This is a genomic window from Massilia sp. BKSP1R2A-1 (assembly GCF_050586525.1).
In the GTDB taxonomy this organism is placed as follows: Bacteria; Pseudomonadota; Gammaproteobacteria; order Burkholderiales; family Burkholderiaceae_D; genus Telluria.
Genome location: NZ_JBOBRE010000010.1, coordinates 21,706 through 41,880, shown reverse-complemented (window position 1 = coordinate 41,880; position 20,175 = coordinate 21,706). Strand labels below are relative to the sequence as shown.

Here is a 20,175-nt window from a genome sequence, read left to right as displayed (position 1 = left end):
CGACCCGCACGCCAGGAGCACATGCCGCCCCATCCGACCGACCATTACGCCAACGGCCCGCGCCGGCATTGGCGGCGCGCCGCGCCATGGGCGGCCGCGGTCGCGCTCGCGCTCGCGGTCGGGCTGCTGTTCCACTTCCTGGCCCTGGGCGCCGTCGAAGACGACGCGCGGCGCCGTTTCGACAACGTGGCCCAGGTGGCGCGCGAGCGGGTGGCCGCCGCCATCGCGTCGTACGGGCGGGTGCTGCGCGGCCTGAGCGCGCTGCACACGGCCGGCGAGGCGCCGCTCGACCGCCTGCGCTTTCACCGCTACGTCACGGCGCTCGACCTGCCCGAGCAGTTCCCCGCGATCGAGGCGGTCACCTTTGTCGCTTACGTGCCGGACGCCCGGCGCGACGCCTTCGTCGCCGCCGTGCGCGCCGACGGCAGCGTGCGGCCCGGCGGCTATCCGGCCTTCGACATCCGCCCCGCCGGGCGCCGTCCCCATTACCAGGTGATCACCTGGATCGAACCGAGCGACCTGCCCGACGACCGCCTCGGCGTCGACATCGCCGTCCACCCGGGCGTGGCCGCCGCCCTGGCGCGTTCGCGCGACAGCGGCGCAATCAGCGCCTCCGGCCAGGTGGTGCGCATCATGCGTCCCCAGCCTTCCACGGTGCTCGGCATGCGCGAGCCGATCTACCTCGGCGGCGGCCTGCCGGCCACTGTCGCGGAGCGCCGCGAGCGCTACCTGGGCAGCGTCGGCATCGCGTTCTCGGTCGAGAAGCTGGTGGCGCGTGCGCTCACGCCGGCTCAGGGGCAGCCGGTGACGCTCAGCCTCTACACGGAAACCGCACCTTCCCACGACCTGCCCGCGGACCGGCCGCTCGCCCTGCAGGCCGGTGACCGCCTGCTGGTCGGCCCCGAGGTGCGCGGCGCCTCCGGGGACGGCGCGGCGCGCTTCACCACGCTGCTGCCGATCGACTACGCCGGCACCCGCTGGAAGGCGCATTTCACGGCCGCGCGCGCCGACATGGTGGTGGGCTACGACCGCTTCCTGCCGCTGCTCGCCTTTGGCGCCGGTCTCGGCGGCACGCTGCTGGCCTTCGCCTTTCTCCAGAACCTGGTGCGCTCGCGCCGCGTGGCCCTCGACCAGCGCCTGCTGCTCGACTCGGTGCTCGACAACCTCGACGCCTACGTCTACCTCAAGGATGGCGCGCGCCGCTTCCTGTACGTGAACGCCAAGTGCGCCGCGCTGATCAAGCTGCCCGCGTCAAGCGTGGTGGGGCGGCGCGACATCGATCTGGTGCCCGGGCCCCAGGCCGATGCCTCCTGGGAGCGCGACCGCGAGGTGCTCGAGAGCGGCCGCCGCAGCGCCACCCAGGTCGAGCACGTCCAGCCCGACGGCAGCATCCGCCAGATGTGGAGCGTGCGCGTGCCGCTGCAGCACGAAGGCGCGCCGCCGGCCGTGCTGTGCGTCTCGACCGACATCACGACGCTGCACGAGCTGAAGGCGCGCGCCGACGCCGCCAGCCAGGCCAAGAGCGACTTCCTGTCGAACATGAGCCACGAAATCCGCACCCCGATGAACAGCATCATCGGCATGACCCACCTGGCGCTGCAGTCGAACACCGACCCGGCCCAGCGCGGCTACCTCGACAAGATCTACCACTCGGGCCAGCACCTGCTGGGCATCATCAACGACATCCTCGACTTTTCCAAGATCGAGGCCGGCAAGCTGGAACTCGACGCCGTCGGCTTCATGCTCGACGCGCTGTTGCGCAACGTCGAGCTGCAGCTGGGCCAGGCCGCTGCAGCCAAGGGCCTGGGCATCGACGTCGAGGTGGCGCCCGAGCTGATGCGTCCGGTGCGCGGCGACCCGCTGCGCCTCGAGCAGGTGCTGCTGAACTTCGCCGGCAACGCCATCAAGTTTTCCGAGCATGGCCGCATCGTGCTGCGCGTCCGGCTGGCGCGCGCCTTCGGGCCCGAGCTGCTGGTGCGCTTCGAGGTGCGCGACAACGGCATCGGCATCGCGCCGGAACAGCAGGCCGGCCTGTTCACGCCCTTTCACCAGGCCGACCAGTCGACCACCCGGCGCCATGGCGGCACCGGCCTGGGACTGGTGATCAGCAAGCAGCTGGCGGAACTGATGGGCGGCGAGGTCGGCGTCGAAAGCAGCCTGGGGGCGGGCAGCACCTTCTGGTTCACCGCCAGGCTGCGTCTCGAGGACAGCGCGGCGATTTCCGGCCTGGGCGCGGCCCCGTCGCCGCAGGCGCCGCGCCTGGACGGCTGCGCCGTGCTGCTGGTCGAGGACAATCCCTTCAACCAGCAGGTCGGACGCGAGCTGCTGGCCCAGGCCGGCGCCGCGGTGGTGGTGGCCGGCAACGGCCAGGAGGCGCTCGACGAGATGGCGCGCCACCGCTTCGACTGCGTGCTGATGGACGTGCAGATGCCGGTCATGGACGGCCTGGCGGCGACCCGGCGCATCCGCGCCGATCCGGCCCTCGCGGACACCTTGGTGATCGCGATGACGGCCAATGCCGGGGTCGACGACCGCAGCCGCTGCCTGGAAGCGGGCATGAACGAATTCCTGTCCAAGCCGGTGGTGCCGGAGCTGCTGGCGGCGACCATCGCGCGCTGCCTGGGCCGCAGCGCGGCGCCGGCGCCGGACGTGGCGCCCCAGCCACAGGCGGGCACGGGGCCGATCGACCTCGCCCTGCTGGAGGCCACCTTCGACGGCGATCGCGAACGCATGCGTAAATTTGCCTTCATGTTCCTGGCGACCACGCGCGACGCCCTGGACGAGATCGATGTCTCCCTCGCCAAGGGCGACCTGGCGGCAGCGGCGGCGGTGGCGCACCGCATCAAGTCCTCGGCGCGGGCGGTGGGGGCGATTGCGTTTGCCGCCGTCTGCGAAGACCTGGAGGGGCAGGACGGCCGGCCGGCCCAGGCGCGGGCGCTGGCGGCCCGGTTGCGAGCCCAGTTCGCGCGCATCGAACGCGACGTCATGGCCCGCCTCGGCGCGCGGGAGGCCGACCAATCCTCGTAGGGTGGACGGGTTCCCCGTCCGCGCGTTCAAACAGTGCGTGAATTGCAAGCAGCACATCCATTCACAGGGTCGTTGAACGCGCGGACGGCAGAGCCGTCCACCCTACGACACACCCCCGTAGCGAGTGCCTTGCACTTTCGCCAGCGCCCCAAAAAGAGTATCCTTGGCGCCTCTGCAGCCCAACCATACCGATGTCTTCCCCGATCACCCCCGGCTTGTTAATTTTGCACGGCAACCAGATGGAGTTGCTGCGCAGCGCCGTGTTCGACTGGATCCGCAGCCATCCGCTGGGACCGCTCGAGCAGGAGACGATCCTGGTGCAGTCGAACGGGGTGGCCGAGTGGCTGAAGATCGCCCTGGCCGAAGACATGGGCGTGTGCGCCGCCACCCGCGTGGCGCTGCCGGCCCGCTTCCTGTGGGAAGCCTATCGCGGCATGCTGGGGCGCGACCGCGTGCCCACCCGCGCGCCTTTCGACAAGGACCCGCTGACCTGGCGCCTGATGCGCCTGCTGCCCGGGCTGATGCACGACACGAGCTATGCCCCGCTGGCGCAGTTCCTCGGCGACGGCTGCCCGGAGCGCCGCCTGCAGCTGGCCCAGCGCCTGGCCGACCTCTACGACCAGTACCAGGTCTACCGCGCCGACTGGCTCGAAGACTGGGAAGCGGGCCGCGACCAGCTGCGCCGCGCCGTGGGCGAGCCGGTGCCCCTGGGCCCGGACCTGAAATGGCAGGCCTGCCTGTGGCGTGAAATCCATGCCAGCCTGGCGCAGGAAGACCGCGTCACCGGCCGCGCCGCCATCCACCAGCAGTTCCTGGCGGCGATCGAATCGGGCCGCAAGCCCGTCTCCGCCTTGCCGCGCCGGGTGATCCTGTTCGGCATGTCGACCCTGCCGTACCAGACCCTGCAGGCCATCGCCGCACTGTCGCGCCACACGCAGGTGCTGTTCGCGGTGCCGAATCCCTGCCGCTTCTACTGGGGCGACATCATCGAGGGCCGCGAACTGCTGAAGGCCGCGCGCAAGCGCCAGCCGAACCGTCCGGGCGCGGACCTTGCCGCCGTGCCCCTGGAAGAGCTGCACGCCCACACCCATCCGCTGCTGGCGAGCTGGGGACGGCAGGGGCGCGACTTCGTGCGCATGCTGGACGAATTCGACAACGGCGAAGGCGCGCGCATTGACAACATGCGCGTGGACCTGTTCGACGACGAGGAGGGCAGTTCGCTGCTGTCCCAGGTGCAGGGCGCGATCCGCGACCTGTTGCCGCTCTCGGAACACCCGCAGGTGCCGCCTTTCGACGACCGCTCGATCGAGTTCCACATCACCCACAGCGTGCAGCGCGAAGTCGAGGTGCTGCACGACCAGCTGCTGTCGTGGTTCGCCCAGGACCCGAGCCTGCGTCCGCGCGACGTGGTCGTGATGGTGCCCGACATCGACACCTTCTCGGCCGCCATCCACGCCGTGTTCGAGCAGCACCGCCGGAGCGACCCGCGCCATATCCCCTTCGAGATCGGCGACCTGCGCGACCGCAGCGTGAATCCGCTGCTGGTGGCGCTCGAATGGCTGCTGCGCCTGCCGCAGCAGCGCTGCCGCCAGAGCGAGGTGCGCGACCTGCTCGACGTGCCGGCGGTGGCCGGCCGCTTTGGCCTGGACGCCGAGGACCTGCCGATCCTGGGCCGCTGGATCGAAGGCTCCGGCGTACGCTGGGGCCTGGACCGCGAGCATCGCGCGGGTCTGGGTCTCGGCTCGGCCGGCGAGCAGAACGCCTGGATCTTCGGCGTGCGCCGCATGCTGCTCGGCTATGCCAGCGGCGCGGGCGCGAGCTTCGGCGACATCGAGCCGTATGCGGAAGTCGGCGGCCTGGATGCGGCGCTGGCCGGTTCGCTGGCCCAGTTCATCGAGACCCTGCTCGCGTGGCGCGCCGAACTCGTGAAGCCGCGCACGCCGCGCGAATGGGGCGTGGCGGCGCGCGCGCTGCTGCATGCCTTCTTCCACCCCAGCGACGAGTCCGACCGCCTGACGCTGGCCCAGCTGAACGAAGCGCTGCAGTGCTGGCTGGAGACCGTTGATGCCGCGGAATTCGACGAGCCGGTGCCGCTCGCCGTGATGCGCGAGGCCTGGCTGCTGGAACTCGACCAGCCGACCCTGAACCACCAGTTCGTCTCCGGCGGCGTGACCTTCTGCACCTTGATGCCGATGCGCGCCGTGCCGTTCCGCGTGGTCTGCCTGCTCGGCATGAATGACGGCGACTTCCCGCGCCGCTCCAGCCAGGCCGATTTCGACCTGCTGGCGCTGCCCGGCATGGCGCGCCCCGGCGACCGTTCGCGCCGCGACGACGACCGCTACCTGATGCTGGAAGCGCTGCTGTCGGCGCGCGACAAGCTCTACGTGAGCTGGGTCGGCCGCAATGTGCGCGACAACAGCGAGCAGCCGGCCTCGGTGCTGGTCGCCCAGCTGCGCGACTACCTGAAGGCCGGCTGGAACCTCGACCTGTCCGAACGCACGGTCGAGCACGCGCTGCAGCCCTTCAGCCGCCGCTATTTCGAGCGCGGCGGCTTGCTCACCTATGCGGGCGAATGGCGCTCGGCCCACGGCCTGGACGAGGGCGAGCGTCTCGGCGACGCCTTGCCGCCCTACGAGCTGGAACCGGGCTTCGTGCTGAAGCTCGGCGAGCTGGCCGCCTTCCTGCGCCAGCCGGCCCGCTACTTCTTCCGCCGCCGCCTCGGCGTGGTGTTCGCCGACGCCGCGCTGGTGGGCGAGGACGAGGAACCGTTCTCGCTCGACGCACTGGAGCGCTACTTCGTCGAGGACCACCTGCTGGACGACAGCGGCCAGCCCGAGGCGCCCGAAGCCGTGCGCAGCACCCTGAACGAGCGCGCCGCGCGCCTGGCGCGCGAAGGCGTGCTGCCGATCGGCCTGCTGGGCCGCCAGTGGCAGCAGGAGCTGGTCGAGGGACTCGTGCCGGTGAGGAGCGCCTGGCTGGCCCTGGGCGCGCGCTTCCCACAGGCGGCGCCCAAGCGCGCGGTCAGCCTCGCTCTGAACGACGGCATTGTTCTGGACGACTGGATCGACCGCCTGCGCACCAACGGCGAACAAACCGCCTGGCTGATGCAGGTGTCCTCGAAGGTGCTGGACAAGGAAGGGCGCCCGCGCGGCGACAAGCTGATTGGCCCCTGGCTGCGCCAGCTGGCCGCCAGCGCCTCCGGCATGCCGGTCGCCGGCCATTTGGTGGCGCGCGACGCGGTGCTCGCCATGGCGGCGCTCGACCCGGTCGAGGCGGCGGCCATGCTGCACGACCTGGCCGACCTGTGGCGCAGGAACCTGGACCGTCCGCTGGCCGTTGCGTGCAAGACGGCGCTGGCCCTGCTGCGCGAAGGCGGGATGGATGCCGACGCGCGCCTGGCCTACGATGGCGGCTACGAGAGGACGGGCGAGGTGGCGGAACTGTGCCTGGCGCGCCTGTGGCCGGACTTTTCCAGCCTGGTGGCGGCCGGCGACTGGCCGCACATCGCGCGTGACCTGTATGGTCCGCTGGCCGACTGGATCGCATCGAGCGTGCAGGTGGCGCCGCTCGGGGGAGGCGAGGCATGAGCCAGCACCTGGAACCGCTGGACTTCCCGCTGCATGGTACGCGCCTGATCGAGGCCTCGGCCGGCACCGGCAAGACCTGGACCATCGCCGCCCTCTACCTGCGCCTGGTGCTGGGCCATGGCGGCGAGGCCGCCTTCCCGCGTCCGCTGCTGCCGAGCGAAATCCTGGTCATGACCTTCACCCGCGCCGCCACGCGCGAGCTGGCCAATCGCGTGCGCGAGCGCCTGGTCGAGGCGGCAGCCTACTTCCGCGGCCAGCTCGACATCGACGACCCCTACCTGCGCGCGCTGCTCGAAGCCTATCCGGGCGAGGGCGAACGCAACGTCGCCGCCCACCGCCTGGTGCTGGCGGCGGAAACCATGGACGAGGCGGCGATCTTCACCATCGACGCCTGGTGCCAGCGCATGTTGCGCGAGCACGCCTTCGACTCGGGCAGCCTGTTCGACGAAGAGCTGGTGAGCGACGAACGCGCCCTGTTCGAGGACGCGGCCCACGACTACTGGCGCCAGCACATCTATCCGCTCGGCGCGAATGCGCTGGCCGCGGTGCTGGAATCCTGGAGCGACGTCGAGGCCCTGAAGCGTGACGTGCGCGAGCTGGTCAAGCGCACCCACCTGCTGGATCCCGGCGGGGACGAGCCGCTGGGCGTGCTGGTCGCGCGCCTGCAGCAGGCCCAGCGCGCGGAGCTGGCGCGCCTCAAGGAAGGCTGGCTGGAACGCGCCGACGAGATGGAGCGCTGGATCGCCGGACACCGCGAGCGCCAGCCGAAGTGCTTCAACGGCACGATGATGAAAGCGGCTTCGCTGGTCCAGTGGTTCGAGGCGCTGCGCGCATGGGCCCGCGATCCGCAGATGTTGATGCCGGACCTGAAGGAGACGGCCTGGCGCCGCCTGACGCCGGGCGGAATCGAAGAAGCCTTTGCCAGGAACTTCCAGGCCGAGGTCCCGTCCTGCTTCGGCTGCATCGCGCCCCTGCAGGAAGCGCTGCAGCAGATCGAGCCGCTCAAGCACGCGCTGCTGCGCCATGCCTCCCACCACATTGCGGCCCGTATCCGCGAGCTGAAGGCGCGCAACCGCCAGTTCGGGTTCGCCGACATGCTCGAGCGCCTCAAGACAGCCCTCGAAGGCCCGAACGGCGAAGCGCTGCGCCAGCGCATCGTGCTGCAGTTCCCGGTGGCGATGGTCGACGAATTCCAGGACACCTCGCCGGACCAGTACCGCATCTTCGATCTGCTCTACCGCGTCGCCGCCAACGACCCGCAACAGGGGCTGTTCCTGATCGGCGACCCGAAGCAGTCGATCTACGGCTTCCGCGGCGCCGACATCCACAGCTACCTGGCCGCGCGCCGCGCCACGCAAGGGCGCCACTACCAGCTCGGGACCAACTACCGTTCGACTGCGCAACTGGTCGAGGCGGTGAACCAGCTGTTCCGGCATGCCGAAGAAAACCCCGACGGCTATCCGGCCGGCGCCTTCCGCTTCCGCAAGGGCATCGATAATCCGCTGCCTTTCGAGGCAGTGCAGGCCAAAGGCCACCGCGAGCGCCTGGTCGGGGCCGACGGGCCCGCGCCTGCGATGTCGGTCTGCTGCGCCGGTCCGATGAACCAGGACGAATACCGCGAATTCTTCGCCCAGCACTGCGCCGAACACATCGTCGGCCTGCTGGGGGACGAGCGGGTCGGCTTCTCGGACGGCGAACGGTTCCGCCGCCTGATGCCGGCCGACGTCGCCATCCTGGTGCGCGACCGCCGCGAGGCGGCCGCCGTGCGCCGCGCCCTGGTCGAGCGCAAGGTGGCCAGCGTCTACCTGTCCGACAAGGATTCGGTGGTGAAGAGCGAGGAAGCGGCCGACGTGCTGCGCTGGCTGTACGCGGTCGCCAATCCGTTGGACGGCGTGCTGGCGCGCGCAGCCTTCGCCACCCGCACGGCAGGGCTGCCGCTGGGGGAACTGGCCAGCCTGTCGGCGGATGAGGCGGCCTGGGAAGCGCGCGTCGAACAGCTGAAGAACCTGCATGGCGCCTGGCAGCGCCAGGGCGTGCTGGCCATGCTGCGCCGCTTCGTCCACGAACTCGGCCTGCCGGCGCGCCTGCTGCGCGAACCGGGCGGCGAGCGTCGCCTGACCAACCTGCTGCACCTGGCCGAGCTGCTGCAGGAAGCCAGCACCCAGCTGGAAGGCGAGCAGGCCCTGATCCGCTGGCTGGCCGAGGAGATCGAGGGCGTCGGCGAGGACCAGGGCGAGAATGGCGAACGGGTGCTGCGCCTGGAGAGCGACGCCGAACTCGTGAAAGTGGTCACGGTGCACAAGTCGAAGGGCCTGGAGTATCCGCTGGTCTACCTGCCGTTTGCCGTCACGGCGCGCCGCACCGAGAAGGGAAAGCGCAGCTTCTTCGAGTTCGTCACGGACGATGGCGCGCGCCGTCTCGACCTGTGGCGGAGCGACGAGGCGCTGCAGGCGGTCGACCGCGCGCGCCTGGAAGAAGACCTGCGCCTGCTCTACGTGGCCTTGACGCGCGCACGCCACTTCCTGTGGCTGGGCGCGGCGCCGATCAGCGGCCGCAGCAAGACCGAGAATCACCTGCACGATTCGGCCCTCGGCTACCTGCTGGGCGGCGGCCGGAAGATCGAGGCCGAACGCCTGCGCGAGCGTCTGGAACAGCTGCGCGGGAATGTCGAGGGCATCGTGCTGCACGACCTGGCGCCGCCTGACGCGCGCACCGTGCTGGCGCGCGAGGACGTGCGGCCAGGCCTGCTGGCGCCGCCGCGCTACGAGGCGCGTTTCGAGAAGGACTGGTCGATCGGCTCGTTCACCTCGCTGGTGCGGCATGCCGTCGCGCCACCGCCGACGCCGATGACGGCGCAGGAAGCCACGCTGCTGGAAGAAGACCCGCAGCTGGCGACCCCGCCGCGCATCGAGGACACGCCCTGGCACCGCTTCCCGCGCGGTTCGGTGCCCGGCAACTTCATGCACGAGCAGCTCGAATGGATGGCGCAGGAGGGCTTCCACCAGGCCGACGAACCGGAATTCCTCGCGCGCCTCGGCCAGCGCATCGACCGCGCCGGCTGGGGCCATCGCGTCGACGATGCGCTGGCCTGGCTGCACATGGTCGCGACCACGCCGCTGCCGCCGCTCGGCGTCGCCCTGTGCGGGCTGCGCGATCCGGTGCCGGAACTGGAGTTCTGGTTCCCCAGCGAGCGCCTGGATGCGGTGAAGCTGGACCGGCTGTGCCGCAGCCACATCCTGCGCGGCCTCGAGCGCCCGATCCTGCCGGAGCGCGTGCTGCACGGCATGCTCAAGGGCTTCGCCGATCTCGTGTTCGAGCACGATGGCCGCTTCTGGGTGCTCGACTACAAGACCAATGCACTCGGCCCGGGCGACGCGGCCTATACCCGGGCCGCGATGGAGCTGGGCATGCTGGACCACCGCTACGACATCCAGGCCACGATCTATACGCTGGCGCTGCACCGCCTGCTGCGCGCGCGCCTGGGCGACAGTTATTCGCCGCGCCGCCAGCTGGGCGGGGCGGTCTTCCTCTTCCTGCGCGGGATCGCGAACGAGGACACGCGCGGCTGCTGCGTGCTGCCGCCCGATTTCGAACTGCTGGGTGGGCTGGAAAGCCTGCTGGACAAGGACGGCCATGGCGAAGCCTGAGGCAAACATCGACACCCTGTGGGCCGAACTGGCGCGCCTGGCCGAAGAGGGCGAACTGCGCCGCCTGTCCTGCGCCTTCGCCCGCTTCGTGGCCACGCTCGGCGCCGCGCCGCCGGCCCTGGTGCTGGCCTCGAGCGTCCTGTCCGAACTGGAAGGCCACGGCCACAGCTGCGTGCAGCTGGCCGATCTCGCCTCGGGCCCCGCGGAGCTGCTGGGCTGGAGCGCGGACCAGTGGAAGGATCTGGCGCGCGCCGCCGGCCCGCTGCCCAAGACCGGCCGGGCCTGGGCCCAGCTGCTGGCCGGCTGCGAGCAGGTCTGGGAGTCGAGCAGCTTCGACTACGACCAGCCGCTGGTGCTGGACGGCGAACGCCTCTACCTGCGCCGCTACTGGCGCGACGAAACCCTGGTGGCGCATGCCGTGCGCGAGCGCGCGCTGCAGCCCCGTGAAGTCGATGCCGGCGCCGTGCGCGGCTGGCTGGACCTGCTGTTCGCCTCCGACCGCCAGGCCGAGGGCCCGGACTGGCAGAAGCTGGCCTGCGCCATCGCCCTGCGCGGTTCCGTCGCCATCATCACGGGCGGCCCCGGCACCGGCAAGACCTATACCGTGGCGCGCCTGCTGGCGCTCCTGTTCGCGACTGCGCCGGAAGCCGGCAGCCAGCGCATCGCCCTGGCCGCGCCGACCGGCAAGGCGGCCGCGCGCCTGAAGCAGTCGATCGACAAGGCGCTGGGCGAACTGGCCGACCGCGTCGGCCCGCGCCTGCCGCTGCGCGAACTGACCCTGCGCATGGGCGCCGCGCGCACCCTGCACAGCCTCCTGGGCGCGCGCCCGGACAGCCGCGCCTTTGCCCACCACCGCGGCAATCCGCTCGACGTGGACGTGCTGATCGTCGACGAAGCCTCGATGGTGCACCTGGAGATGATGGCGTCCCTGCTCGACGCGCTCCCCCCTGGCGCGACCCTGATCCTGCTGGGCGACAAGGACCAGCTGGCCTCGGTGGAGGCGGGCGCGGTGCTGGGCGACCTGTGTCACGACGCCCAGGCCGGCGCCTACAGCGCCGAGACGGGCGCCTACGTGCAGGCCGCCTCCGGCGAGACGCTCCCGGACGAATTCATGGGCAATGGCGGCCCGCTGGCGCAGCAGACCGTGATGCTGCGCCACAGCCGCCGCTTCGGCGGGCCGATCGGCCAGCTGGCCCTGGCCGTGAACGCGGGCGACGCGGTGCGCGCGGAAGGCGTGCTGCGCAGCGGACAGGACGGCGTGCGCTGGATCGAGAACGCCCAGCAGCAGCAGGTGCTTCAGCTGGCGCAATCGGGCTATGGGTCCTATCTGGACGTGTTGAATACGGGCTTGAAAGCCGGATTCAACACGAATCGTGAAGAATGGGTGCGCCAGGTCCTGCAGCGCTTCGAATCCTTCCGCATCCTGTGCGCGGTGCGCGACGGCGAGTGGGGCGTGTCCGGCCTGAACGAGGCGGTGGCCGGCCGCCTGGCCCAGGCCGGCCTGCTGCGCCCCCAGGGCGAGTGGTATGTCGGACGACCGGTGATGGTCACCCGCAACGACTACGCGACTTCCGTCTACAACGGCGACATCGGCGTGACCCTGCCGGATCCGGCGCGTCCCGGCGCACTGCGCGTCTACTTCCTCGAGGGCGACAAGGTGCGCAGTGTGCTCGCGACCCGCCTGCGCAATGTCGAAACGGCCTTCGCCATGACCGTGCACAAGTCGCAGGGCTCGGAATTCCGCCACACCGTGCTGGCGCTGCCGCGCGAGCGCGGGGCCGTCCTCACGCGCGAGCTGGTCTACACGGGCATCACCCGCGCCAGCGAGCAGTTCACGCTGGTGTCGCCGGCCGGCGCCGTGCTGGCGGAAGCCATCGCGCTGCGCACCCACCGCACCAGCGGCCTGCGCGGCATGGTCGGGGCGACGGCGCACTGAGGTGCTTGATCCAACATAAGGGCAGGGCGTGGGCACGTTTCCACGACTGAACCTGGAGGCTTTCCGCACGGTCTCACTGTCGTTTGCGAAATCGATATTCGCCACCCTGGGAAACAGGTGAACATCCGGGGTGACGCCGGTGGCGCCGCAAGGCAAGCGGGCGCAGGCCAGACTGGAGCAGTCATGCGGCGAGATGCCCCGAATGCGGTGCCCCACGCTTCCCACCTCGATGGCCTCGCGCTGGCCCGGGCACGCTTCGCCCCGTCCCGCGAGTCCCCGGCGCGCGCCTGGCCGCGCTGGTTCGCCCGCACCTTCGACGTCTGGTGGCATACGGGCCTGATCGCCACGGTGCTCGGCTATGCCCTGTGCCGCACCTCGCCGGGCTTCCTGCGCTGGCTCGAAACGCCCTTCGGCTGGAAGCTGTTCGGCCTGGCCTGCATTCCCGCGGGCCTGCTGCTGGACGCACTGGTGCAGGCGGCGGCAGGCAACACGCCGGGCAAGGCCATGCTGGGCCTGCGCGTGGTGACGGCGGACGGCCGCTTTCCCGGGCTACGCGAAATCCTCGGGCGCAATATGGGGGTCTGGAGCGCGGGCTTCGGCTTCGGCCTGCCTGCCGTCTCCCTGCTGACGATGGCGCGCCAGGGCCTGCGGCTGCGCCGCGGCGAAGCGGCAAGTTACGACGACGACTATTTCCTGGTGCGCGCGCGGCCGGTGCGCTGGTGGCGCAAGATCGTTTTCGCGATTTCCTTCTTTCTCCTTTTCCTGGTGGTGGTGGCGCTGGACGCGATGGACCGCCAGGACAGCCGCGAGATGGCCGCCGTGCTGGCGGCCTCGCCCTATGCCTGGACCAATCCCGCCACCGGGCGCATGGCGACGGTGCCGCCGCAGTGGCGTCACGAAACCTTCACCGACGAGGATGGCCTTGTGCTGCACGTGTTCACCGAACACACCGAGCACGCCGTGGTCCTGCTGGCCCGCGAGGCGCATGGCGAGGCCACCATTGCGCAGTACTCGCGCGCGCTCGTGGAGCGGCTGGAGAAGCAGTTCGCGCTGCCCGGCGGCCAGCTCGAAGAGTTTCGCGGCAAGTCGTCCTGGGTCGTGACGGGGGAGGAAACGGATGGGGCGGCGCGGGTGCGCCTGCGCGTGGTCGAAGTCAAGGGCGCGGCCTGGCGGGTGATGGCGATGCAGTCGCCGCCGGCGGCCTACACGGACCAGCTGGTGCTCGCGCTGGAGCAGGGCCTGTGGGACACGGTGACGCCGCGCGAGTAGCCGGCAAGGCGGGCGCCAACGAAAAAAGGGGCCTTGCGGCCCCTTCGTCCTGCTGCACGCAGCAGCGCTGGATTACTTCTTGCGGCGCTTCGGCACCACCTTCGCCTTGCTGCGCTTCTTGACGGCCTTGACCTTGGTCTTGCCGGCGCTGGCCTTGATACGCGGGCCGCCGGCGCTTGCCTTGATGCGGGCGCGGCTCGAGGAGGCCTTGTAGCGCGGCGCGCGGTTCGAGGCGCGCGCCACGACCGGCGCCTCTTCGCCGGTGATGAAGCGGCGGATGTTCAGTGCGTCCAGGATGCGGGCCGAGGAGGCGCCGGCATTGAGCAGCACCATGGTCGCGTTCTTGCCGCCGGCCTTGATGTTCATGATCAGGCAGCGGCCGGCTTCCTGGATATAGCCGGTCTTCGACAGGCCGATGTCCCAGCCCTTGGCGCCGACCAGGCGGTTGGTGTTGCGGTACTCGACTTCGCGGCCGTTGATGTTGATCAGGTCCTTCGACTCGGTGGTCATCGCCGTGATCTCGGGATACTTGCTCGATGCGGCCGCCATCTTGACGAGGTCGCCGGCGGTCGAGCGGTTGTGCGGGTTCAGGCCGGTCGGCTCTTCGATCACGGTCTGGCTCATGCCCAGCGCCGCGATCTTGCGGCGCACCGCGGCCTTGAAGCCTTCCTTGCCACCCGGATAGGTACGTGCCAGCGCGGCGGCGGCGCGGTTGTCCGAGGACATCAGGGCCAGCTGCAGCACGTCGCGGCGCGAGATCAGGGCGCCGACCGGCACCCGCGAGCTGCTGTGCTTGACGGTGTCGACGTCGCTGCGGTCGATCTCGATCAACTCGTCCATGTCCTGCCTGGCGTCCAGCACGACCATGGCGGTCATCAGCTTGGTCAGCGAGGCGATCGGCACGACGCGATCGGCATTCTTTTCCAGCAAAATCTTGCCGGTGTCATCTTCTACCACGAGCACCGACTGCGAGCCGAACGGTACCGCGAATGCGGAAACCGACATGGACATCACAACGGCGGCAAACAATTTTTTGAGCATTGTCGGGTCAGGCAAGGGTTGCGTTGAGCGGATGGCGCAGCGTATGTACACTTAGTGCGCGGTCAACTATCTGGCTGTAGGGCAACTACAGGAGTTGGAAGATAGCATCAAGCCTGATGCATGTCTATGGCGCACAGGCAAAAATAGGCTTGTGAACGGGCATTTTTATGCAGAATAACGACGAGCTTGGCAAGCTGTCCATGAGAATGGTCAGTCTGACCCCAGAATGCCTGCTATAAAAACAAAGCCCTGCGCGAAGGCAGGGCCTGTTCATTCGTCTTACTTCGACTGATAGATCTTGTCGAATTCGCCGCCATCGTCGAAGTGGCGATCCTGGGCCTTGCTCCAGCCGCCGAACAGCTCGTCGACGGTGAAGAGCTGGATCGGCTTGTAGTTCGCCGCATACTTCTTCATGACCGCATCGGAACGCACCCGCAGGAAGTGCTTCGCGCCGATTTCCTGTCCCAGCGGCGAGTACAGGAAGTTCAGGTAGGCCGTCGCTTCCTTGCGCTGCTTGCGGCGGTCGACCACCTTGTCGACCACGGCGACCGGCGACTCGGCCAGGATCGAGACGGTCGGGTAGACCACCTCGAAGTTGTCGCCGAACTCCTTGCGCACCATGCTCACTTCGTTCTCGAAGGTCACCAGCACGTCGCCGATCTGGCGCTGGGTGAAGGTGGTGGTGGCGGCGCGGCCGCCGGCGTCGAGGATCGGCACGTTCTTGAAGATGCGGCCCACCAGTTCGCGCGCCTGGGCGTCGTTGCCGCCCTTCTTCAGCACCGAGCCCCAGGCTGCCAGGTAGGTATAGCGGCCGTTGCCGGCGGTCTTCGGGTTCGGGATGATGACCTGCACGCCCGGCTTGGCCAGGTCATCCCAGTTGCGGATGCCTTTCGGGTTGCCCTTGCGCACCAGGTAGACCATGGTCGAGTAGTAGGGCGCCGCATTGTTGGGGAACTTTTTGGCCCAATCCTTCGCCACCAGGCCGCGCTCGGCCAGCATGTCGATGTCGTTGGCCTGGTTCATGGTGACGACCGAGGCTTCCAGGCCGTCCGCGACGGCGCGCGCCTGCTTGCTGGAACCGCCGTGCGACTGCTTGATGGTCACGGTCTGTCCGGTCTGCTGCTTGTAAGCGGCGATGAAGGCCGGGTTGATGTCCTTGTACAGCTCGCGCGCCACGTCGTAGGAGACGTTGAGCAGCTCGGGCGTGGCGGCGCTGGCCGTCACGGGCAGGGCGGCGCCCAGCGCGAGGGCGAGGATCAGGCGGCGAAGCGGGGAGGTCGGGAGCATGTCGTTTTCTCTTTTCGTAACTTGTTTGGACAAGCTGAATCATCCGTAAATTCGTCAAACTACGGAACAATAGTTTTGTCATATGCTTAGTACCGATGAGCGAAGGATTCGCCTTGCGGGCGCCCGCAGCAGACCCTTGCCGTTTCAGTGTATAGTCGGGCCCTGCTGTGCGCCGGCGGCGCCCGTGTTGACCGTATTTGAATGAACCAGATTGATGCCAGATGTCCATGCGTTTTGAAATCCGACAGGCGGCGCCCTTTGATGCATCCGCTGCCTGCGCGCTGCTGCGCCGTTCGATCGAGATCGGCTGCCGGGCCGACCACGAAGGCAAGCCGGCCGTACTCGAGGCATGGCTGGGCAACAAGACGTCCGCCAACGTCGCTGCCTGGTTCGCTTCGCCCAGCAATTTTGCCGTCGTCGCCGAGGGCGAGGAGGGCGGCCTGCTGGGCCTGTGCCTGCTGACCCAGGCCGGCAAGATCGCCCTGTGCTATGTGCTGCCGGAAGCGCTGCGTGGCGGCGTCGGCCGTGCGCTGCTGGACGCCGTGGAGCAGCAGGCACGCACCTGGAACATCAAGAAACTGCACCTGTACAGCCCGCCGAGCGCCAGCGCCTTCTTCGAACGCCAGGGCTACATCAACGCCGGCAAGGACACCTCCTGCTTCGGCATGGAAAGCGACCTGCTGTGGAAAAGCCTGGAGGCGAATTGCGCGCTGGCGCCGGGCGCGGCCAGCAAGCGCTTCTGCAACTGCAACGGCTGAGTTGGCCGGCGTTCGCGGCTGTAGCGCCGCAACACACGCGCGAACACATCTTTTTCGATTGAGAAGCTTACGCTATAGTAACCATCTCATCTAGAAGAGTGTCTTATGGTTTCACGTAGAGAATTCCTGCAAGGGGGCGCTGCCTTGGGCGCCCTGGGGGCCATCGGTGCCCCCCTGGCTGCGGCGGCCCAGGCCACCGACATGGCCCCGCCGCCCGACCTGTTCGACGCCCAGCTGCTCGATCTCGATTTCTGGGTCAAGCCGCGCACCCTGTCGGTGGTCCGGCCCCAGAGCGGCGAACGGGCCAAGGTGCTGTACTGGAAGGACGGCGAAGTGATCGACTCGGCCTACCAGGAACTGTGCCACATCCTGCGCGACGTCAACGGCCGCGAGACCGCGCCGATCGACCCCAAGCTGTTCGAAGTGCTGTGGGGCACCCAGGCCTTCATCGCCCGCTACGGCATGAACCAGCCGCTCGAGATCCTGTCCGGCTACCGCACCGAAGCGTCGAACAAGCGCCTGGTCGAGGAGGGCGTGCCGGCCGCGCGCAAGTCCCTGCACATGGTCGGCAAGGCGGCGGACATCCGCATCGCCAGCCTCAACGAAGAGGTGCTCGGCGGCCTGATCCGCAGCTTCCGCCAGGGCGGGGTCGGCTACTACTACCGTTCCGGCCCCAGGGGCGGCTGGATCCATGCGGACACGGGCCTGAACCGTACCTGGAAGGGCTGATCCGGCGCTGGCGACCCGTGCGAGCGGGCCATCGGACTTGGGCTAATATGAAGTCGTCAAGGCCGGGATGATCGTCCCGGCTCCATGTCAACTTTCCCAAGGAGGCAAGCATGGCAACGATGAATGCTCCAACGATGGACCGCAGGACCACGGGTGAACGCCGCGTCGCATCGCATGCGCGCGAGCGTTCGGCGATGTCCGCCCTCGACTACCTGGCGATGGCGCTGCTGATCATCGGCGGCCTGAACTGGGCGATGGTCGGCCTGTTCGACGTCGACATGGTCGCCACCATCTTCGGTCCGGGTTCCCCGGCGACCCGCATCGTCTACGTCGTGGTGGGCCTGGCGGCGCTGTATTCCATCTACACCACCGCCAAGATGGCGGGCAGCAAGCGGCACTAGGCCGGGATGCGGGTCGGCTTGATTTCCGACACGCACGGGTTGCTGCGCCCGCAGGCGCTGGATTTCCTGCGGGGCAGCGACCACGTCATCCACGCCGGCGACATCACCGGGCCCGAGATCCTCGCGCCCCTGGCGGCGCTTGCGCCCCTTACCGTCGTACGCGGCAACAACGACCGCGGGGCCTGGGCGGCCGAACTGCCGCACAGCGCCACGCTGCGCCTGGGCGGCATCGCCGTCTACATCATCCACGACATCAAGGAACTGCCGCTCGATCCTCGCGCGGCCGGCATGCGCGTGGTGGTGTCGGGGCATTCGCACAAGCCCGCTAGCTACGAGCGCGACGGGGTGCTGTTTGTGAATCCCGGAAGCGCAGGGCGCCGCCGGTTCACCTTGCCGATTTCGGTCGGTGAACTGCTGATCGACGGTGGTCAGGTGACGGCCAGGCTGATAACCCTGGCCGAGTAGGGGTGCACCGGTCCAGTGGACCGGTGCACGGCTCCGCCGTGCGCGCGTTCAACTCCCGCATGAACGGATGCAGCGCGACCATTCACTGGCTGGTTGAACGCGCGGTCGGCAGAGCGTGGCCCGGTTCACTGGACCGGGCCACCCCTACTATTTCATCGTATAGCTCGCCCACGCGGTATCCACTGCGAAGTTGCGCGTGGTGTCCCAATAGGTGAAGCTGTAGCGCACCACGTCGCCGATCTTCAGGCCGCCGGCACTATACCCGTTGGTCGTGCCGTCGAGCCGCATGCGCAGGTTCTGCTGCGGGCCGTTGTTGACCGTGTAGTGCACGTCGGCCCAGCTGCCCGTATTGGTGCTGAACTGCAGCGTGGTGGCGGAAAGCTGGGTGACCCAGGTGGGCCCGGTCGGCGTCGGCGTCGGGTTGGTGGCGCCGCCGCTGCCCGAATCCCAGACGATGTCGTCGATCGCGAACTGGAAGGTCGAGCCGGGCAGGCGGTTGGCGTCGCTCGAGATCATGAAGACGTCGAGCAGGGACTGCGCCGCCACCTTGGTGCCGAGCAGGGTCGAGACCGGGATGCTGCCCTGGGCCCACTCGCCGTTGCGCACCAGGCCGTGGGTCGTGGTGTTGGCCGGGAAGTTGACCCAGTTCTGGTTCGTGTAGGTGTCGCCCACGCCGATGTTGAAGGAGACGTTGGCCGGGATCTTGATGCGGAAGCGCATCGTGCCGTTGCGGTAGTTGCTCAGGTCTCGCGCCTGGCGCGCCTGCACGCCGCCGCCGAACCACTGTCCCGGCGCCGTATAGGCCCAGGCGATGACGTTGCTCCCCTCATACGGCGCCGTGCTGCCGGCCCCGCTCGAGGCGCCGTTCCAGAGGAAGATGTCGGAGCTGGTGCCGGCCACCAGCTTGCCGTTCACGGCGGTGGTGTCGGTGAAGACCCCGAACTTGCCGGCCGCTTCGGGCACGGTCTGGTTGCCCAGCTTGACCTGGCCCTTGCCGTCCATCTGGTAGACGCGCACATAGTCGACGTACATGGTGCCGGGCAGCGGCGCCGTCACCTGGCCCGGATTGGCCGCGTCGGTGAAGTTGCCGCCGACGGCCAGGTTGAGCAGGAGGTAGAAGGGCGCCTGCAGGGCGGTGGAGTTCACGGGCAGCGGCGCGTCGTACATATTGCGCTCGACGCCATTGTCGACCACGGTGAAGCGCATCTGGCTTTCGTCCCAGTACAGGCGGTAGGTGACGAAGCGGTTGGCCAGCGAGGTAGTGGGCACGTACCAGTTCTTGGTCTGCCAGGCGGTGGAGGCCGCGCAGCTCTCGTTGCCCGGCACGCAGGCGGCCTGCTGCCAGGTGATGACATTCGAGCCGACGAAGTTGTTGGCGGAAGGGTTGCCGGCGGCGGCGCGGCTGGATGCCTTGTGGCCCATCTCCATGATGTCGATCTCGCCGTTGCGCGGCCAGGTCTGCGGGCTCACGCCCAGCATCCATGCGGCCGGCCACAGGCCGGTGGCGATGTTCGGGGTGGCCATGCGCACCTCGATCATGCCGTACTGGACCTGCACCTTGCCCTTGCTGTCGATCTTCCCGGAGGTGAAGGAGTTGCCGCCCATGGCCTGGGCCCGGGCCTGGATCGCCAGCGCGCGGGTGCCGGATTCGAAGGGCACGTTGACGATCGAGAGGTTGTTGGGGCTGTAGTACTGCAGTTCGGCGTTGCCGTAGCCGCACAGGTTGATCTGGCAGCCGTTGCCGTCCGAGGGCGTCCAGACGGCGGTGTTGAGGGTGGTCCCGTTGAATTCCTCGGACCACAGTAGCTGGCCGATGACGGGATTGGTGACGCCCGCCCCGGCCTGCGCGCTACAGGCGAGCAGGACAGCCGCGGACAAATTCTGGAAAGGTTTCCAATACGAGTGACGGTTCTGGTTCTGATTATTCACTTCGGCTCCTCATGTACTCCGTGAAATGTAGGGAGCGCCAGGACGGCGTTCCACGGCTTGCCAACTTGGTCGTTGGTCTCGAATGATCCTGCTGAGGCT

At 68.9% G+C, this 20,175-nt stretch carries 12 protein-coding genes; 9 read left to right on the top strand and 3 right to left on the bottom strand.

Annotated elements, in window-relative coordinates; genetic code table 11:
* Positions 1-21 precede the first annotated feature (21 nt).
* From ACQ7JA_RS16125 to ACQ7JA_RS16105, 5 genes are all read left to right on the top strand, one after another.
* Entirely contained in the window at positions 22-3,027 is a 3,006-nt protein-coding gene (locus ACQ7JA_RS16125; protein WP_430899492.1) for a CHASE domain-containing protein, read from the top strand.
* Between the two features lie 191 nt (positions 3,028-3,218).
* Complete coding sequence (gene recC, locus ACQ7JA_RS16120) at positions 3,219-6,614, top strand: exodeoxyribonuclease V subunit gamma (RefSeq protein ID WP_430899490.1); 3,396 nt, start codon at positions 3,219-3,221, stop codon at positions 6,612-6,614.
* Positions 6,611-10,261, top strand: coding sequence for an exodeoxyribonuclease V subunit beta (gene recB / locus ACQ7JA_RS16115; protein ID WP_430899488.1), 3,651 nt, complete (start codon positions 6,611-6,613; stop codon positions 10,259-10,261). The genes recC and recB overlap by 4 nt, the downstream gene beginning before the upstream one ends.
* Positions 10,248-12,197 carry an exodeoxyribonuclease V subunit alpha gene (gene recD / locus ACQ7JA_RS16110; protein WP_430899486.1) on the top strand — a complete coding sequence of 650 codons (1,950 nt, stop codon included), beginning with the start codon at positions 10,248-10,250 and terminating at the stop codon, positions 12,195-12,197. The genes recB and recD overlap by 14 nt, the downstream gene beginning before the upstream one ends.
* Positions 12,198-12,380: 183 nt before the next feature.
* Positions 12,381-13,466 (top strand): RDD family protein, encoded by a 1,086-nt coding sequence (locus ACQ7JA_RS16105; RefSeq protein WP_430899484.1) that lies wholly within the window; start codon positions 12,381-12,383, stop codon positions 13,464-13,466.
* Positions 13,467-13,538: 72 nt separating this feature from the next.
* Here ACQ7JA_RS16105 and ACQ7JA_RS16100 read toward each other — a convergent pair whose 3' ends face one another.
* Entirely contained in the window at positions 13,539-14,471 is a 933-nt protein-coding gene (locus ACQ7JA_RS16100; RefSeq protein ID WP_430899482.1) for a serine hydrolase, read from the bottom strand.
* Positions 14,472-14,786: 315 nt separating this feature from the next.
* Entirely contained in the window at positions 14,787-15,794 is a 1,008-nt protein-coding gene (locus ACQ7JA_RS16095; RefSeq protein WP_430899480.1) for a sulfate ABC transporter substrate-binding protein, read from the bottom strand.
* Positions 15,795-16,021: 227 nt separating this feature from the next.
* Here ACQ7JA_RS16095 and ACQ7JA_RS16090 point away from each other — a divergent pair, with 227 nt between their 5' ends.
* The 4 genes from ACQ7JA_RS16090 to ACQ7JA_RS16075 all read left to right on the top strand — a co-directional run bounded on the left by ACQ7JA_RS16090 (position 16,022) and on the right by ACQ7JA_RS16075 (position 18,147).
* Positions 16,022-16,552 carry a GNAT family N-acetyltransferase gene (locus ACQ7JA_RS16090; protein ID WP_430899478.1) on the top strand — a complete coding sequence of 177 codons (531 nt, stop codon included), beginning with the start codon at positions 16,022-16,024 and terminating at the stop codon, positions 16,550-16,552.
* Positions 16,553-16,657: 105 nt separating this feature from the next.
* Complete coding sequence (locus tag ACQ7JA_RS16085; protein WP_430899476.1) at positions 16,658-17,281, top strand: YcbK family protein; 624 nt, start codon at positions 16,658-16,660, stop codon at positions 17,279-17,281.
* Between the two features lie 110 nt (positions 17,282-17,391).
* On the top strand, positions 17,392-17,682 hold the full coding sequence (locus tag ACQ7JA_RS16080; protein ID WP_430899474.1) for a DUF378 domain-containing protein: 291 nt from the start codon (positions 17,392-17,394) through the stop codon (positions 17,680-17,682).
* 6 nt (positions 17,683-17,688) lie between these two features.
* On the top strand, positions 17,689-18,147 hold the full coding sequence (locus ACQ7JA_RS16075) for a metallophosphoesterase family protein (protein ID WP_430899472.1): 459 nt from the start codon (positions 17,689-17,691) through the stop codon (positions 18,145-18,147).
* Positions 18,148-18,294: 147 nt separating this feature from the next.
* Here ACQ7JA_RS16075 and ACQ7JA_RS16070 read toward each other — a convergent pair whose 3' ends face one another.
* A complete protein-coding gene (locus ACQ7JA_RS16070; protein ID WP_430899470.1) occupies positions 18,295-20,076 on the bottom strand; it encodes a glycoside hydrolase family 16 protein in 1,782 nt (593 codons plus the stop codon).
* Positions 20,077-20,175: the final 99 nt, after the last annotated feature.

Bases quoted from the DNA above. Each gene is read 5' to 3' on its own strand.
- ACQ7JA_RS16125 (WP_430899492.1), top strand. From the start codon at position 22: ATGCCGCCCCATCCGACCGACCATTACGCCAACGGCCCGCGCCGGCAT.
- recC (WP_430899490.1), top strand. From the start codon at position 3,219: ATGTCTTCCCCGATCACCCCCGGCTTGTTAATTTTGCACGGCAACCAG.
- recB (WP_430899488.1), top strand. From the start codon at position 6,611: ATGAGCCAGCACCTGGAACCGCTGGACTTCCCGCTGCATGGTACGCGC.
- recD (WP_430899486.1), top strand. From the start codon at position 10,248: ATGGCGAAGCCTGAGGCAAACATCGACACCCTGTGGGCCGAACTGGCG.
- ACQ7JA_RS16105 (WP_430899484.1), top strand. From the start codon at position 12,381: ATGCGGCGAGATGCCCCGAATGCGGTGCCCCACGCTTCCCACCTCGAT.
- ACQ7JA_RS16100 (WP_430899482.1), bottom strand. From the start codon at position 14,471: ATGTCGGTTTCCGCATTCGCGGTACCGTTCGGCTCGCAGTCGGTGCTC.
- ACQ7JA_RS16095 (WP_430899480.1), bottom strand. From the start codon at position 15,794: ATGCTCCCGACCTCCCCGCTTCGCCGCCTGATCCTCGCCCTCGCGCTG.
- ACQ7JA_RS16090 (WP_430899478.1), top strand. From the start codon at position 16,022: ATGCGTTTTGAAATCCGACAGGCGGCGCCCTTTGATGCATCCGCTGCC.
- ACQ7JA_RS16085 (WP_430899476.1), top strand. From the start codon at position 16,658: ATGGTTTCACGTAGAGAATTCCTGCAAGGGGGCGCTGCCTTGGGCGCC.
- ACQ7JA_RS16080 (WP_430899474.1), top strand. From the start codon at position 17,392: ATGGCAACGATGAATGCTCCAACGATGGACCGCAGGACCACGGGTGAA.
- ACQ7JA_RS16075 (WP_430899472.1), top strand. From the start codon at position 17,689: ATGCGGGTCGGCTTGATTTCCGACACGCACGGGTTGCTGCGCCCGCAG.